Here is a 15,810-nt window from a genome sequence, read left to right as displayed (position 1 = left end):
AACATCTTGAATCGAATTATGAAAAAGTTGAATCAAGCCCGACAGCCTGCTACTGGACCTATTCCAGAGCAGGCTGTTCCAGTCGGTAACGGGAGGGTGACATGCCGGACCAGCGCTTGAATTGACGACTGAAATGGGCAATATCCTTATAACCAAGCATGTCGGCAATATTTTGAACGGACAGCTTCGGATTGCCCAGAAGAAGCTTCGCTTCATGCAAAACCAACTGGGATAATACAGCACGAGGAGACTGACCAAACACCTGCTTGAACACGCGATTACAGTGAGAAGAACTGATGCCCAGCTCTGCTGCAATATCATCAATGCCATAGTGACCGTTGGACTCGTGTCCCTGCTTGAATTGCTGACTCATCAGGCCTTGCAACCGATTACGAATCTGGTGGGCGAGTTCGATCTTCTCGTGTCCGTCGGTAAACCAGTGAGCTGCCTCTTTCGAGACCGCCTCCCACAGATGGCCAAATAGTTCAAATACCGCAGATTGCAACTGCATACGCTGTACCATCGTATTTGCTGTTTCATCATCCGCAGATGACATCAATTTGCGCAAAACCGGCTCAATCTGCTGTGTAACCGGACTATCCGCACTGAATCGCACTTGTTTGATACGAGCCAGCAACGATAGGAACAACTGATCATCAATGTCAAAATGCATGCAAAAATACGTGAATCCCTTGCGGTTATGGCTCTGGCTGGAATGAATGCTTCCCGGAGGAATCAGGAGCAGTTCGCCAGCCTTTTGAATATATAAGGTACCGTTCACCATCATGCGTTGCTCGCCTTCAGTGACATAATTCAATTCATATTGAGGGTGCTCATGCGCCGGATAATCCCAGTCCATACCCACACTTCGTAAATGAATGGCGAAGAGATTAACCGTTGTTTGCACATCTGGATAAAAAACTTCATGGACACTTTCTCCCAAGGTAGGAGGCAAATACGTTGAAGACATGGAAGATCCTCCTTCATAGACGTTGTTCAAAAATGTGATTTTGATTACGCAGGTATATCAATTGGAATGTTTTTTTGTAACCGCTTTAATCCATTATAGTCTATCAGCTTGATTTGGGTAAATATCCGATTGATTTGATCATGGTCGAAGGTGGAACCACGTGTTAGGATGGGGCTAATGAAAACGCATGCATACCATTCTGAGAGGGGTTATGACTCATGAGCACATTCAAATCCATCTTTTATAATGCACATCACGCACCGATTGGTGCTTTTGCGAGTTTTACACTGGGTTACAAAGGAGCCAAAGGCGGGCTGGGTCTTGAACTCGGCAAGCCGGCAGACCAGAATATATATATTGGATTACAATCTCGCGATGGCGACAATTATCAGGCGCTTCCTTTTTATGAAGCTTCCGAGGATGAGAGCAGCCGCTATGATGTAGAGAAGCTGGAGAATGGGGACCCGGCGTCGACAAACGCGACCAAAGCTCCACAACCTCTTATTACGGCTTTTCGCGATGAAGATATTACCCGTGAATTTACCTCAGGTACGGATACGTGGACTGCTGGAGATCTGACGTTCCGTATCTACTCGCCTGTACGTCCAGTACCTGATCCAACGAATGGGGATCGTGAAGAATTAATGGATGCACTCGTACCTGCCGTATTGGTTGAGATGACAATTGACAATACGGAAGGTCAACAATCCCGCAAAGCCTACTTTGGTTATCAGGGCAATGATCCGTACTCTGCGATGCGTCTGATTGGGGGACCGGAAGGTGGCTCCATCACAGGTGTGGGACAAGGTCGACTTACAGCGATTATGTCAGCAGATGACGGACTGTGGCCCGCACGCGGATTTACGCTGGAGAAACTGTTGCAGGAGAAACATCGGGAGAATCTGGCATTTGGACTTGGTTCAACAGCTGCACTACTGATGGAGGTTCCGGCTGGAGAGAAACGTACGTATCAATTCGCAGTATGTTTCTATCGCGGGGGCATTGTGACGACAGGAATGGACACAACGTATTGGTATACGCGGTACTTCTCCGATATTCAGGCAGCAGGAGAGTATGCACTTCAACGCTTCAGTGAGTTGGCTGCATCCTGTGGAGAGGTTGAACAACGCCTTGGATCGGCTGCTTTGACCGAAGATCAATCATTCATGCTTGCTCATTCCATTCACAGCTATTATGCCAGTACTCAACTGCTAGATGCCGATGGTGAGCCACTCTGGGTGGTGAACGAAGGGGAGTATCGGATGATGAACACACTTGATCTGACGGCTGATCAGTTGTACTTCGAGCTTGCCTTGAATCCATGGACGGTGCGTAATGAGCTGGAGTGGTTTGTGAAACGATACAGTTATACGGATCAGGTTCGTTTCCCGGGGGAAGAGAAGTTATATCCGGGCGGAATTACCTTTACACATGATATTGGTGTTGCCAATGTGTTCTCACGCCCTGGACACTCGGCATATGAGCTGGTTGGCATTGACGACTGTTTCTCACAGATGAGCCACGAGGAACTGGTGAACTGGCTCTGCTGCGCGACAGTATACATTGAACAGACACAGGATCAAGCTTTTGTGAAAAATATGTTGCCTGTTATCCAGGATTGCTTCGAAAGTATGCTTAATCGGGACCATCCCGACGCTGAGCAGCGTAACGGTCTAATGGGTCTGGATAGCAGCCGTACCCAAGGTGGAGCGGAGATTACAACCTATGACAGCCTGGATGTGTCACTTGGACAGTCTCGCAATAATATCTATCTGGCAGGTAAATGTTGGGCGGTTTATGTCGCATTGGAGAAGCTGTTCGCAACAGAGAAGTTGGCGGATCTGTCCCATCAAGCAGGGCTTCAAGCGGATCGCTGCGCTGCCAGTATTGCTGCACAATTGACTGATGGCGGCTACATTCCAGCTGTTATTGCAGAAAATAATGATTCTCGAATTATCCCGGCAATTGAAGGTTTGGTGTTCCCGTACTTTACAGGCTGTGAAGCAGCACTGGATGTCAATGGTCGTTTTGGACCTTATCTGAAAGCACTCCAAACTCATCTGAAGACGGTTCTTGTGCCGGGAACATGTCTGTTCGAAGATGGGAGCTGGAAACTGTCCTCAACAAGCAATAACTCGTGGCTGAGCAAAATCTATTTGTCCCAGTTTATCGCTAGAGAGCTGCTGGGTGTGGAATGGAATGAGACAGGCAAGGCAGCAGACGCGGCTCATGTCAACTGGCTTCTGCATCCGGAGGAATCCTACTGGTGCTGGAGTGACCAGATCCTGTCTGGTGTAGCAGTTGGCAGCAAGTACTACCCGCGTGGTGTAACCTCGATCCTATGGCTACTTGAAGGAAAAGGGAATCGCATTGCGCAGATCTATGCCAGCAAGGAGGCGGTACAATGAGCCAATCCGTCGTTCAATCTGCTTTGTCGGGTCCACAGTACGATGCGTGGCTGGGGTATCACTCTGAATTGCCAAGAGCGAATGAGTTTACCAAAAAGACGGCTCCTGCATGGAGCAAACTTATACTGGCGGAAGAGAACCATGGAGTGATCACAACAGCTCTGACCGAACTTTCACGGGGACTGGAGAGGTTATATGGCGTGAAACCGTCGGTCAGTCATCTGTCTGATGCTCAGGAAAATGAACGGGACAATCTCGCTTCCGCTCCCGCAATACGAATCGGCACTTGGACAGGGAGCGATTCCGTGGCTGGGTCGTTCAGTGAGACAGAGCGTTCAACTGTTCAAGGAGAAGGGTACATCATTCGTGAGAACGAGACCGAGGGTGTACTGGTCATTGGTTCAGAGACTCCTCAAGGTGTGTTGTATGGTGCATTCCATCTGCTTCGAGAGCTGACAATGGATCAAGGGAGTGCACATAAGGCGGATGACGCTGTGAATAAGTGGAGCTTCATTACAGAAAAGCCAACCAATGCGCTACGGATGATTAATCAGTGGGATAACGTGGACGGCAGCATTGAGCGTGGTTACGCAGGAGAATCCATTTTCTATGATAACGGGGAATTCACGCTGGACTTGGGACGCATCCGGGATTACGCACGTTTACTCGCTTCCACGGGAATCAATGCCATATCGATCAACAACGTCAATGTACACCGCCGTGAGAGTCTGTTTCTGACGGAACGTTATCTTAGTGATGTGGCGAAGGTTGCCGCTGAATTCAGAGCGTATGGCATTCGATTGTTCCTGAGCGCCAACTACGCAAGTCCAATTGAGATTGGTGGATTGCGTACGGCTGATCCGCTGGATGCGCAGGTACGGGAATGGTGGAACATTCAAACGGCCAAGGTGTACGCAGCGATTCCGGATTTTGGCGGTTACCTGATCAAGGCAGACTCCGAGAATCGTCCGGGACCATTCACGTATAACCGTGATCATGCCGATGGTGCGAACATGCTGGCTGAAGCCCTTCGGCCATTCGGTGGATTGGTCATCTGGCGTTGCTTTGTCTATAACTGCAAGCAGGACTGGCGGGATCGTTCCACAGACCGTGCGCGGGCAGCCTATGACCACTTTACGCCGCTGGACGGGCGTTTTGCCGAAAATGTCATTTTGCAGATCAAAAACGGGCCGATGGACTTTCAGGTGAGAGAGGCGGTATCCCCGCTGTTCGGGGCCATGGAAAATACAAATCAGGTGATTGAATTTCAGATTACACAGGAGTATACCGGGCAACAACGTCATCTCTGTTATCTGGTTCCCCAGTGGAAAGAAGTATTGGACTTTGACACATACGCTAAAGGCGAAGGTTCAGAGATCAAGCGAATCGCGGACGGTTCTCTGTATAAACGACCATATAGTGGCTTCGCCGCAGTATCCAATATTGGTGCAGATGCCTGTTGGACAGGACATCCACTCGCGCAGGCGAATCTATATGGATACGGAAGACTTGCGTGGAATCCGGAGCTGTCCGCCGAAGAGATTGCTGATGAGTGGGTGAGACTCACATTTGGACATGAAGACGAAGTTGTGCGGCAGGTTACAGGCATGCTTTTGACTTCACTAGATATCTATGAGAATTATACGGCGCCTCTCGGTGTGGGTTGGATGGTTAACCCGGAACATCATTACGGGCCGAATGTAGATGGATACGAGTATTCCAAATGGGGAACGTATCACTTTGCCGATTGTCATGGCATTGGTGTAGATCGAACCGTGAACAGCGGTACAGGATACACTTCACAGTATCACCCTGAGAATGCTGATCGCTATGAGTCCGTAGACACCTGTCCGGATGAGCTGCTCTTATTTTTCCATCACGTGCCATACACCCATGTTCTGCATTCGGGTAAAACGGTCATTCAGCATATTTATGATACACACTTTGAAGGTGTTGCGCAGGCGGAGGCGTTAGCCGAGACATGGAGAAGGCTGGAGGGCAAAATCGACCCAGTCATTTTCAGCAAAGTTGCTTCATTACAGGACAACCAGGCCGAACATGCCAAGGAATGGCGGGACATGATCAATACGTACTTCTATCGGAAGAGCGGCATAGCGGATGAACAAGGTCGAACAATCTATTGAGTGGAATTGCGGATGCAGATGAACTTGGTAATTAGGAAGGAAGTAAGAAGATACCTTGTTTTCTTTGATGTACAATAGACAGCATGGACATACATGAGGAGGAGAACCGTATGGGACAACATCAACTGCCCGAGACCATGAAAGCTGCTATCATGACAGAGCCAGGACACATTATTATTGAGGAAAAACCCGTCCCGCAACCGGAAGCTGATGAGGTGTTAATCCAAGTGATGGCAGTCGGGGTGTGTGGCTCGGATGTGCATTATTTTGAACATGGACGTATTGGCAGATTTGTGGTGGAGAAACCGATCATTCTGGGTCATGAGTGTGCGGGGATCATCGCTGCTGTTGGCTCGAACGTATCACGTCTGAAAACAGGGGATCGGGTTGCTATTGAGCCTGGGGTGACTTGCGGACGCTGCACGGCATGCAAGGAAGGTCGCTATAACCTGTGTCCGGATGTACAATTTCTAGCGACCCCTCCGGTGGATGGGGCATTTGTACAATACATGGTGATGCGTGAAGATATGGTATTCCCGATCCCGGATCATCTGTCTTATGAGGAAGCAGCTATGAACGAGCCATTCTCTGTTGGCATTCACGCTGCACGCCGCAGCAAACTGGCTCCGGGTACAACCCTGGCGATTATGGGTATGGGTCCCGTTGGACTCATGGCCGTGGCTGCTGCCAAATCTTTCGGTGTAGAGAAGATCATTGTAACGGATCTGGAGGAAGTTAGGCTGGAAGCAGCTCGCCGCATGGGGGCCACTCATACCATTAATGTGCGAAATGAAGATGCGCTGGCTGTGATTCGCGAGTTAACAGGTGGCGTGGGTGTTGATACCGCATGGGAAACAGCGGGGAATCCGAAGGCGCTACAATCTGCTCTGTATTCACTTCGACGTGGAGGCAAACTTGCGATTGTGGGCCTGCCTGCACAGGACGAGATCGCACTCAATGTTCCATTTATTGCGGACAATGAAGTTGATATCTATGGCATATTCCGTTATGCCAACACATATCCGGCAGGAATTGAGTTCCTGAGCTCCGGCCAGCATGACGTGATGTCCCTGATTACAGATCGTTATTCACTCGAAGAGACACAGCAAGCGATGGAGCGCGCATTACACAATAAAAGCGGCAGTCTGAAGGTCATGGTATATCCGAACGGTATGTAAGAACAACCTGGAAGAGTCCTGCGGTATAGGACTCTTCCAGGTTGTTTTTTTTGCAAAAAAGTATGGGTCAAGCTCCCATAACATGGTATAATTCATGAAGATTTTAATATATAAATGGATACACACCATATTGGTGAATAAGTACTTAGCGAAAGGAACTGAAGGTTGTGAGAGTACATGAATTTATGATACACGCTGATTTTCATCGGGATGATCTGATGTCGGTATCTTCTCAAGCGTCGCGTTTTTCCTCGGATATTATTTTGTCGTATATGGAGTCTGAGCATGAGCATCGTGTAGATGTCAAAAGCCTGCTTGGAATGGCGTTACTACCCATTCGATATGGTAGTGTTGTCAGATTACAGACAAGAGGCAGGGATGAACTGGAGGCTTTGGAGTACATGTTGAATGTACTGGAGAAAGGGACGGTGTGACACCTGATTAGGTGCAAAATCACAGATATCATAATTTTTTTAGCTATTCCTCAAATCCTGCTGGTACTTTGTCCAAAAAAAGAGTATAATAAAATGTAGTTTGATTCTAAAGAAGTACCCATATTAAAGGAGTGTAAATAGATTATGCCAAAAGTTGACATCCATCCAAAGACACAACTCGTAATTTTTTACGATGCAAGTGCTGATTTCAAATTCCTGAGTTCTTCCACGAAGTTCTCTAACGAAACTATGGAATGGGAAGACGGTAACTCTTACCCAGTAATCCGTGTGGACACTAGTTCCGCATCCCACCCGTTCTTCACTGGTAAACAAAGAAACGTGGATATCGGTGGCCGTGTTGATAAATTTAACCGTAAATACAACATCACCAAATAAGTTTGTCCATACATTACAAAAAAACCTCGGGATTTATCCTGAGGTTTTTTTGTGTACATATTCAGGGTAAAGGCTAGTGAATTTTACTTGAAATTAATATTTGTAACTATATAAATTGAGATAAACATTTACACAAAACGGAGAGGACAGAAAGAACCTGAAGAAGCGGAGCGTTCGCCTTTATCCCCGGATTTAACCTTTATAGAAGGAATCAAAAAAATCTGGGGATAACAGCGATCGGAAGGTTGTTCTGTCATCGAAGTGACCAGTATAAATATTCCTTAGTTCAATTTATATAGAAATATCCATTTCATTAAAAATTAATTCAACCAATTATTGCGCTTACAACACATTCGGATGTACACTAGGAAACGAGTACGAACATATTGGAGGAGGAAATAGAGATGAGCAGCATCACACATATGGTAACGTTTACACTTTACGCGGGTAAAGATACACCGGAGGCCGAAGCCTTTTTGAAGGAAAGTTCAGATGCATTGGCTGTCATTCCTGGCGTAGAGCAATTTCAGGTTCTGAAACAGGTAAGTGAGAAGAATGAGTTTGACTACAGTTTCTCGATGGTCTTTGCGGATCAGGTTGCGTATGATGCATACAACAATCACCCGGTTCACCGTCAATATGTAGAAGAGCGTTGGGAAAAGGAAGTCAGTCGCTTCCAGGAAATTGATCTTATTCAACATCATAATTAATAGTCTCCACATATAGGAAAAAAGTTGAACTACCATATACAGCATTGAACAATGCTGTATATCTCTCTGAATAATGCGTAATTAATGAACAAAAGTAACATATTTCCGAAATCGTTTTCGATCAAATGAATTCAAGGAGGTTTTCGCTGTTATGCAATTGGATCTCTCAGGAAAAACGGCTCTGGTTACAGGCGCAACCGGACAACTGGGGAGAGTTATCGCCCGCACGCTGGCAGCCTGTGGCGCCAATCTGGCTCTACATTACATAAATAATGATACCAAGGCTCGGGAGCTTCAAGGTGAGATTGAAGCACTCGGTCGTAAGGCTGTAATTGTACAGGGAGATATTACAAAGCAGGATACAGCATTTCGGATGCGTGATGAGATTCAGTCTGTCCTCGGCGGAGTGGATATCGTTGTTGCCAATGCGGTCATTCAATATGAATGGACAACGGTGTTGGAACAGTCTCCTGAAGATTACTTGAGCCAATTTGAATCCTGTGTCATGCAGAGTGTGTATCTGGCCAAAGCTTTCATTCCACATATGCAAGATATCGGAGCCGGTCGGTTCATTGGTATCAATACAGAATGTGCGATGCAAAACTTCGCTCACCAATCGGCTTACACGGCTGGTAAGCGTGGAATGGATGGCGTATATCGCGTACTTGCCAAGGAGGTTGGTGAGTATCAGATTACCGTAAACCAGGTTGCACCTGGATGGACAATTAGCGAACATGATCGGTCCAGTGAGCCTGGACATGATGAGGCATATACACGTACCGTGCCGCTGAAGCGCAGGGGTGAAGATCAGGAAATCGCCAATGCGGTAGCTTTTCTCGCTTCGGACCTGTCCTCATTTATCACGGGTGCCTATATCCCGGTTAGTGGTGGCAATGTGATGCCTGCTATCTAATGTCTGATTTGGATTCGGAAATCCAGATGGAATAACAATAAACCTAGTTTAACCGTAATCCGTTTGTCATTCGACAAGCGGATTTTTTGGCATTTTGCTATAGCTGGAATAAGGGTTTAAGGGGCCGGTTTAGTTTCATATATCCAGACATACATATTGAGTTGGTTCGGGTTTCAGAAGATTGGGGTATAAGAATAGGTATATTAACCGAGTGGAAACATAATCAAAATGAGCAATTAAAGGAGACTCACCTATTATGAAAAAAACAGTCGCGGACGTTCTGGTTGAATCCTTATTGAACGCTGGCATCAAACGCATATATGGCATTGTTGGAGACTCCTTGAATGCGGTACTCGATTCCATTCGTCGTTCTGGGAAGATCGAGTGGATTCATGTACGACATGAAGAAGTAGCTGCATTTGCTGCTGGGGCGGACGCTGAGGTCAGTGGAAGTATCGCTGTCTGCGCAGGAAGCAGCGGACCGGGCAATATGCATCTGATCAATGGTCTGTATGACTGTCACCGCAATCGTGTTCCTGTACTCGCTATCGCTGCACATATCCCAAGTGACGAGATTGGCAGTGAATATTTTCAGGCGACGCATCCGGAGTATCTGTTTCAGGAATGTAGTGATTATTGTGAAGTCATTACAACAGCAAAACAGATGCCGCGTTCCGTGACGATGGCTATTCAGACAGCAGTTGCACGTTCAGGTGTGTCCGTCGTTGTATTGCCGGGCGATGTAGCAGGACTTGAAGCAGCGGATATGCCTGTGCCTGAGCACGTGTATCATGCGACCAATCCAGTGGTACATCCTTCTGAGCCTGAACTCGTGAAACTGGCGGAATATCTGAATCAAGGCAAAAAAATTACGTTGTTGTGCGGAGCAGGCTGCGCAGGCGCTCGGGAACCCCTCATGCAGCTCTGTGATCGTTTGAAATCTCCGATGGTTATTGCGCTACGAGGCAAGGAATATTTGGAGTATGACAACCCCTATTCCGTCGGCCTAACCGGCCTAATCGGGTATTCATCCGGTTATCATGCCATGATGGACTGTGATGTATTATTAATGCTGGGAACGGATTTTCCATATCGTCAATTCTATCCCGAAGATGCGAAAGTCCTTCAGGTAGACATTCAATCTTCCCATCTGGGTCGGCGCACGAAGCTGGATTACGGCGTATGTGGGGATGTGAAAGCGACCATTGAAACTTTGCTTCCTTATCTGACAGAAGAACACAGTGACAAACATCTGCGTAAAAGTGTGGATCGTTATGTGAAAGTACGCAAAGATCTGGACGAGCTGGCCGTTGGAAAACCGGGTAAAAAGCCCATTCATCCGCAGTACCTGACCAAGGTCATTAGTGATGTCGCAGCTGAAAATGCCATCTTCACCTGTGATGTTGGTACTCCAACAGTATGGGCGGCCCGTTATATCGAGATGTCTCGTAATCGCAGGCTGCTCGGTTCATTCAGTCATGGTACGATGGCAAATGCCCTGCCACAGGCAATTGGTGCTCAGGTCGCTGATCCGGGCAGACAAGTCATCTCGTTGTCGGGTGATGGCGGTATTACGATGCTGATGGGTGATCTGTTGACACTGAAACAGCATAATCTGCCGATCAAAGTTGTGGTGTTTAATAATGGAGCACTCGGTTTTGTTGAGTTGGAGATGAAAGCTGCCGGATTCCTGGAATCGGGAACAGAGCTTGTAAATCCCAACTTTGCGATGGTTGCTCAAGCCATGGGCATGGAAGGTATTCGGGTTGAGGATCCGGATGAACTCGAAGGAGCTGTGCAGCGTGCCCTTCAGCATGATGGTCCTGTGCTGATTGACGTGGTGGTGAATCGTCAGGAATTGTCCTTACCTCCGAAGATTGATATCAAACAGGCGGAAGGATTCACCTTATGGATGATGAAAGCCGTGCTCAATGGACGCGGTGACGAAATTATTGAATTGGCAAAAACGAATTTGCTGCGTTAAAGTGTTTTGATAAGCGGATATGCACCGTTTGAAGTTATAGAGATACCGACTTAAAAAGTATTGTATATGTAAAAGAGGAGCATGCAACAAGACGTAATAGTTGTGTGCTCCTTCAATTAAAATGCTGAAAAAGTGACAGGTCATATAGTATGAATACATATTATATGATTTGTTTTTATGTCGAAAGTCTATTAGAATAGGTAAAGTCAGGAAGGTTTTATGCCATTTTTGACCTACATATTGCATCATTGCATGTAAGTACGTTTCATATCGTATTCATCGATCCAATCACAAGATGACACACACACATGGAGGAGATCAACATGAGTCACGCAGGAAAAGTAGCCATTATTACTGGAGCAGGAAGTGGATTGGGCCAAGCAGCAGCATTGAAGCTGGCTGAGAAGGGTGCATCCATTGTCGTTGTGGATCTTGTCGAAGAGACAGGTCTTGAGACGGTTAAGCAGATTGAGAAGCTGGGAAGTAAAGCTATTTTTGTACAAGCAGATGTAAGTAAAGCACCTGAAGTTGAGAATTATGTAAAAAAAACAGTCGAAGAGTTCGGACGAATCGACATGTTCTTTAATAATGCAGGTATTGCAGGTCCTGGTATTAAGCTGATTGAACATACGATTGAGCAGTTTGACCAGATCATTGATATTAACCTGAGAAGTGTATTCTACGGGTTGAAGTATGTAATTACTGAAATGCTCAAAACAGGTGGAGGTTCCATTCTGAACACGGCCTCAACAGCGGGTATCGTTGGTGTACCTGCAGTTGCACCTTACGCAGCAACCAAACATGGCGTGGTCGGCTTGACTCGCACAGCTGCGATTGAATATGGCAAGGACAACATTCGTGTAAATGCGATTGCCCCAGGTACAATTGAGACGCCAATGGTCATTCAGTTCGGTAAAGACAACCCTGAAGTGTTCAAGGCAACTGTTGACAGCATTCCATCCGGACGTCTGGGCAGACCGGAAGAGATCGCGAATTTGGTTTCTTTCCTGCTTGGAGATGAAGCGCCGTATATCAATGGTGCAGTATATCCGATCGATGGTGCAGTTACGGCCCAATAAGAGTTCTGCTTATCGGTAATAGAATAGCCGTTAAAATGGTTAAAGAGAGGCCACTGTATGCATACAGTGGCCTCTCTTTTTGGTTTGTCTTTTGTACTGCGAATCCATATCAGGCAACGTTGTGTGATGCAGTGTTTTTTTTACTTTTCGTAGATGCTGAACGATATGAACTTATAACGATGATTATGGCAACAGCAACCCCGACAGCGCCAATCCAGGTAATGGATGACAATGAAACGCTGCTGACCGCGATTCCGCCAATACCTGCGCCGGCAGCCATCGCAAGTTGCATCACCGAACTGTTGAGGCTTAGCATAATGCCTGAGGATTCCGGAGCCATGGTGACCAGATTATATTGCTGAGTTGGACCTGAGGACCATGCGGCAAAAGACCACAAAATCAGAACAAGGAAGACAGCGAGATGAGAGCTTGCCGTTATATTCAACAGGACCAGACTCACGATATGCAATGTCATGCCTGTGATTAGCGTTCGTTTGACACCCAGTCGGTCAGCACTGAATCCTCCAACTTTCGAACCGATCAGACTTGCAATGCCAAATGCGAGTAAAGCTGAACTGAGTAGTGCTTCGCTCATTCCTGAAACGGATACAAGGTAAGGTGAAATATACGTGTAGGCAATGGAATACCCACCTAACCAGAAAAATGTCACCAGCAGTGCCAATACAATTCGTGGCTGTTTGAGCAAAGACAGTTGTTTCTTCAGTGGAACAGGCGCTTCTGCTTTGGAAGGCGGAATGGCGGCCGCGATCACCAGCATGGCGAGAATGCCAAGAACGGCGATACCTGCGAAAACAAGCTTCCAATCCCAAGATGCAGCCACAAGCCTTCCGAGCGGAACGCCAACGATCAAAGAAGCCGTAAATCCAGTGATTACTGTGGCGATTGCGCTAGCTTGTTTGCCCTCAGCCGCTATTTGGGAAGCAACCGTTAATGCCGTGACAACAACAACGCCCGCGCCTAAAGCCATCAACACGCGTGCTGCGACGAACGGTCCATAACCCGGCAACAGATAGGCAAGAACATTAGCCACAACGAATAGACCGAGGAAGTATAGCAACAGCTTGCGACGGTCCCAGCGCGAAGTCAGTGCAATAATGACAGGTGTACCGAGAGCATATACGAGTGAAAAAATCGTAATAAGCTGTCCGGCGGCGATTAAAGAGATATTCATCGTATCTGCAATACGATCCAAAATGCCGGCAATGACATATTCGGACGTTCCCACAAGGAAACTGACCAAGGCAAGAACATAGATTTTGAGCGTAGAAGACATGGAAACATAACCTCTTTCTGATTATTATTATATTTTTAGAAATATAGAAATAAAGACGATAGAACAAGACATGAATGCTCTGAATGCAACCCATCTGCGCGAATGGTAATGTTACAACCTAGATAATGAATATTGGAATAAGCGTAAACTTAGGTGACCTGGTTTTACTAATAAATATTGTGCGTTGTTTCAATATTTCTAATTATATAGAAATATGACTCAAATTTTTTATTTATTTAGCAGATAGGGAACAAACTTTTGTGCGGTCTCCGTGTTCAGGCTGTAGTAGATATACGTACCTTTCTTTTGCGATGTAAGCAGACCACAATCGGACAGCTGTTTCAGGTGATGAGACAGAGTCGATAGGGCAACCGTAATAAGGCGGCTCTCCAGATCGGCAGGACACAGGTTGCTTTCGCCCGATAAAATCTGAATGATCTTGTAGCGTGTTTGTTCGCCCAGCGCTTTATGAATTTTGACAACTTGTTCAATCTCATTCGAGTTTGATTGCATAATAATCGGTCCTTTCGTCTTTATTTCTTATTTCTAGTAATATAGAAATAACAGTAGCATATGTCGTTTGAAAAGTAAACTCTCGGACGAAGATTCCACACTTTCTACTGCGTCTGTGTTAACAGCCGAAAGTCTGGAGTAACTTCTCCTGAGAGTTATGTGAGTTGTATATTACCGATCCAGAGAATCAACATAGTCTTTGGCTTCCTTCAACGAAAGACCTCTGGCTTCACGCAGTCGTTTGATCGCCATAATTTTTTTCCCTTGTTGTATAAGTGTAAGCAGTTCCTGATCCAGATCCGTTTGGGCTGGTTGGCTTGTGTGGGAAGGAGATGCTTCCTTCGGCGACAAGGTGTAATTGAAGTCGGAGCGCGTGCCTGTGGTTGAACCATTCTCCAGACGCTCGACATCTCTTTTCAATTCATTCAATTGGCGTTGCAGGCTGGTGACTCTGACCAGTAACACAAAGATCAGAAGCAGCAAAACGATCCATACCAAGGTGTTCATTTCCATGATGTAATGTGCCTCACTTTCATTTATTCATATTTAGCCATTATTTTAGTTGAACCGGGATTTCCTTGACACCACGAACATTCATACCTGGTCTCCATTCCAGTTCATTCACATCTGCCTGAAGCTGTATATTTGGAAAACGATTCAGAAGTGTGCTGACTGCAATCTCACCTTCCAGACGAGCAAGCGGTGCTCCCAAGCAGAGATGAATGCCTTTGCCAAAAGCCAGATGCGAACTCTTCTCGCGTGTGATATCGAAAATATCAGCATCCTTAAACTGCTGTTCGTCCCGGTTGGCGGAATCAAGCGCAACAATGACAAGATCACCTTGAGCGATACGTTGTCCACGGAATTCAATATCTTCCAGAGCCCAGCGGGATGTGCTGAACTCCACCGGTCCGTTATAGCGAAGCATCTCTTCAATGGCATTGTGAATAAGCTCGGGCTGGTTGATGAGCAGTTCGCGTTGCTCCGGATGCTCCAGCAGGGCGAGAATCCCATTTCCAATCAGATTCACGGTTGTTTCATGACCGGCAATAATTAATAAGGAGACAACGCCAAGCAGTTCTCGTTCAGTTAACTGCTGCCCGGATTCTTCTGCAATGACGAGCTGGCTGATCAGATCAGTGCCGGGATCTTGGCGAACTTTTGCAAACCAGGCCATCAGGTAATCCGTAAACTCCCTGGCATGCTGCTCAAACAGCTCGGCGCTCTCGGCTATGGAAGCATCAATTATCGTATTGGACCAGATGCGGAATTTGTCACGATCCTCAAGAGGGACTCCCAGAATTTCACTAATGACAATGATGGGCAGCGGGAAGGCAAAGTCATCGATCAGATTCATTTTTTCCTGTGACGGGAGGTTGTCCAGCAGTTCATCAGCAATGTCCTGAATATGGCTCCGCATGTCTGCGACCAGTTTGGGTGTGAATGCTTTCTGCACAAGTCCCCGAAGACGTTTATGATCCGGCGGATCGGAGAACAACATATTATTGGAGAAGATGCTTTGATTGTCAGCACCGTAACGTCGGACCATGTCTTTGCTGAAGCGAGGATCTTTCAGGATCTGGACTGCATCCTCGTATCGCGTAATAATCCAGCCGAATTCCCCATGAGGAAACATGACTCTGAAAACAGGCTCCTCGTTTCTAAATTTTTCATATACCGGGTAAGGGTTGCGTGTGAATTCTTTCGTGAAAAACGCTGGCTTTGAGGACTCGTTGGGTTCATTCGGGTTCAAATGCAAAATCTCCTCTCATATTCCTGCATAATAC

Annotated in this window: 14 protein-coding genes; 9 read left to right on the top strand and 5 right to left on the bottom strand. The window is 46.6% G+C overall.

Annotation, left to right across the window (positions count from 1 at the left end):
* Positions 1-58: 58 nt before the first annotated feature.
* Positions 59-970, bottom strand: a complete 912-nt coding sequence (locus MHH92_RS16535) for an AraC family transcriptional regulator (RefSeq protein WP_253508942.1) — start codon at positions 968-970, stop codon at positions 59-61.
* Positions 971-1,188: 218 nt separating this feature from the next.
* Here MHH92_RS16535 and MHH92_RS16530 point away from each other — a divergent pair, with 218 nt between their 5' ends.
* The 9 genes from MHH92_RS16530 (at position 1,189) to MHH92_RS16490 (ending at position 12,216) form a co-directional block, all read left to right on the top strand.
* Positions 1,189-3,378: a glycoside hydrolase family 52 protein gene (locus MHH92_RS16530; protein ID WP_340904972.1), complete on the top strand. Its 2,190-nt coding sequence runs from the start codon at positions 1,189-1,191 to the stop codon at positions 3,376-3,378.
* Positions 3,375-5,522, top strand: a complete 2,148-nt coding sequence (locus MHH92_RS16525; protein ID WP_253508938.1) for an alpha-glucuronidase family glycosyl hydrolase — start codon at positions 3,375-3,377, stop codon at positions 5,520-5,522. The genes MHH92_RS16530 and MHH92_RS16525 overlap by 4 nt, the downstream gene beginning before the upstream one ends.
* 110 nt (positions 5,523-5,632) lie before the next feature.
* Positions 5,633-6,700, top strand: a complete 1,068-nt coding sequence (locus MHH92_RS16520) for an NAD(P)-dependent alcohol dehydrogenase (RefSeq protein ID WP_253508936.1) — start codon at positions 5,633-5,635, stop codon at positions 6,698-6,700.
* A gap of 167 nt (positions 6,701-6,867) precedes the next feature.
* Complete coding sequence (locus MHH92_RS16515; RefSeq protein ID WP_340904969.1) at positions 6,868-7,134, top strand: HPr family phosphocarrier protein; 267 nt, start codon at positions 6,868-6,870, stop codon at positions 7,132-7,134.
* A gap of 144 nt (positions 7,135-7,278) precedes the next feature.
* Positions 7,279-7,530 carry a type B 50S ribosomal protein L31 gene (locus MHH92_RS16510; protein ID WP_036613829.1) on the top strand — a complete coding sequence of 84 codons (252 nt, stop codon included), beginning with the start codon at positions 7,279-7,281 and terminating at the stop codon, positions 7,528-7,530.
* A 404-nt stretch (positions 7,531-7,934) separates the two neighbouring features.
* On the top strand, positions 7,935-8,240 hold the full coding sequence (locus MHH92_RS16505; protein ID WP_036673713.1) for a Dabb family protein: 306 nt from the start codon (positions 7,935-7,937) through the stop codon (positions 8,238-8,240).
* 151 nt (positions 8,241-8,391) lie between these two features.
* The gene (locus tag MHH92_RS16500; protein WP_340904965.1) at positions 8,392-9,153 is read left to right on the top strand and encodes an SDR family NAD(P)-dependent oxidoreductase; all 762 of its coding nucleotides are present in this window, start codon (positions 8,392-8,394) and stop codon (positions 9,151-9,153) included.
* 256 nt (positions 9,154-9,409) lie between these two features.
* A complete protein-coding gene (poxB, locus tag MHH92_RS16495; protein WP_340904963.1) occupies positions 9,410-11,137 on the top strand; it encodes a ubiquinone-dependent pyruvate dehydrogenase in 1,728 nt (575 codons plus the stop codon).
* Positions 11,138-11,460: 323 nt separating this feature from the next.
* The gene (locus tag MHH92_RS16490) at positions 11,461-12,216 is read left to right on the top strand and encodes an SDR family NAD(P)-dependent oxidoreductase (protein WP_076250445.1); all 756 of its coding nucleotides are present in this window, start codon (positions 11,461-11,463) and stop codon (positions 12,214-12,216) included.
* A gap of 109 nt (positions 12,217-12,325) precedes the next feature.
* Here the strand turns inward: MHH92_RS16490 and MHH92_RS16485 are convergent, their stop codons facing one another.
* The 4 genes from MHH92_RS16485 to MHH92_RS16470 all read right to left on the bottom strand — a co-directional run bounded on the left by MHH92_RS16485 (position 12,326) and on the right by MHH92_RS16470 (position 15,776).
* Positions 12,326-13,510 (bottom strand): MFS transporter, encoded by a 1,185-nt coding sequence (locus tag MHH92_RS16485; RefSeq protein ID WP_340904959.1) that lies wholly within the window; start codon positions 13,508-13,510, stop codon positions 12,326-12,328.
* A 228-nt stretch (positions 13,511-13,738) separates the two neighbouring features.
* Positions 13,739-14,023 carry an ArsR/SmtB family transcription factor gene (locus tag MHH92_RS16480; protein WP_076328615.1) on the bottom strand — a complete coding sequence of 95 codons (285 nt, stop codon included), beginning with the start codon at positions 14,021-14,023 and terminating at the stop codon, positions 13,739-13,741.
* Between the two features lie 171 nt (positions 14,024-14,194).
* Entirely contained in the window at positions 14,195-14,536 is a 342-nt protein-coding gene (locus MHH92_RS16475) for a ribosomal protein L7/L12 (protein WP_076328616.1), read from the bottom strand.
* Between the two features lie 40 nt (positions 14,537-14,576).
* The gene (locus tag MHH92_RS16470; protein WP_340904957.1) at positions 14,577-15,776 is read right to left on the bottom strand and encodes a cytochrome P450 family protein; all 1,200 of its coding nucleotides are present in this window, start codon (positions 15,774-15,776) and stop codon (positions 14,577-14,579) included.
* Positions 15,777-15,810: the final 34 nt, after the last annotated feature.

This window comes from Paenibacillus sp. FSL M7-1414, from assembly GCF_038003195.1.
Lineage (GTDB): Bacteria > Bacillota > Bacilli > Paenibacillales > Paenibacillaceae > Paenibacillus > Paenibacillus amylolyticus.
The sequence above is the reverse complement of the archived record's forward strand: the minus strand, read 5'-3'. Positions and strand labels throughout refer to the sequence as shown.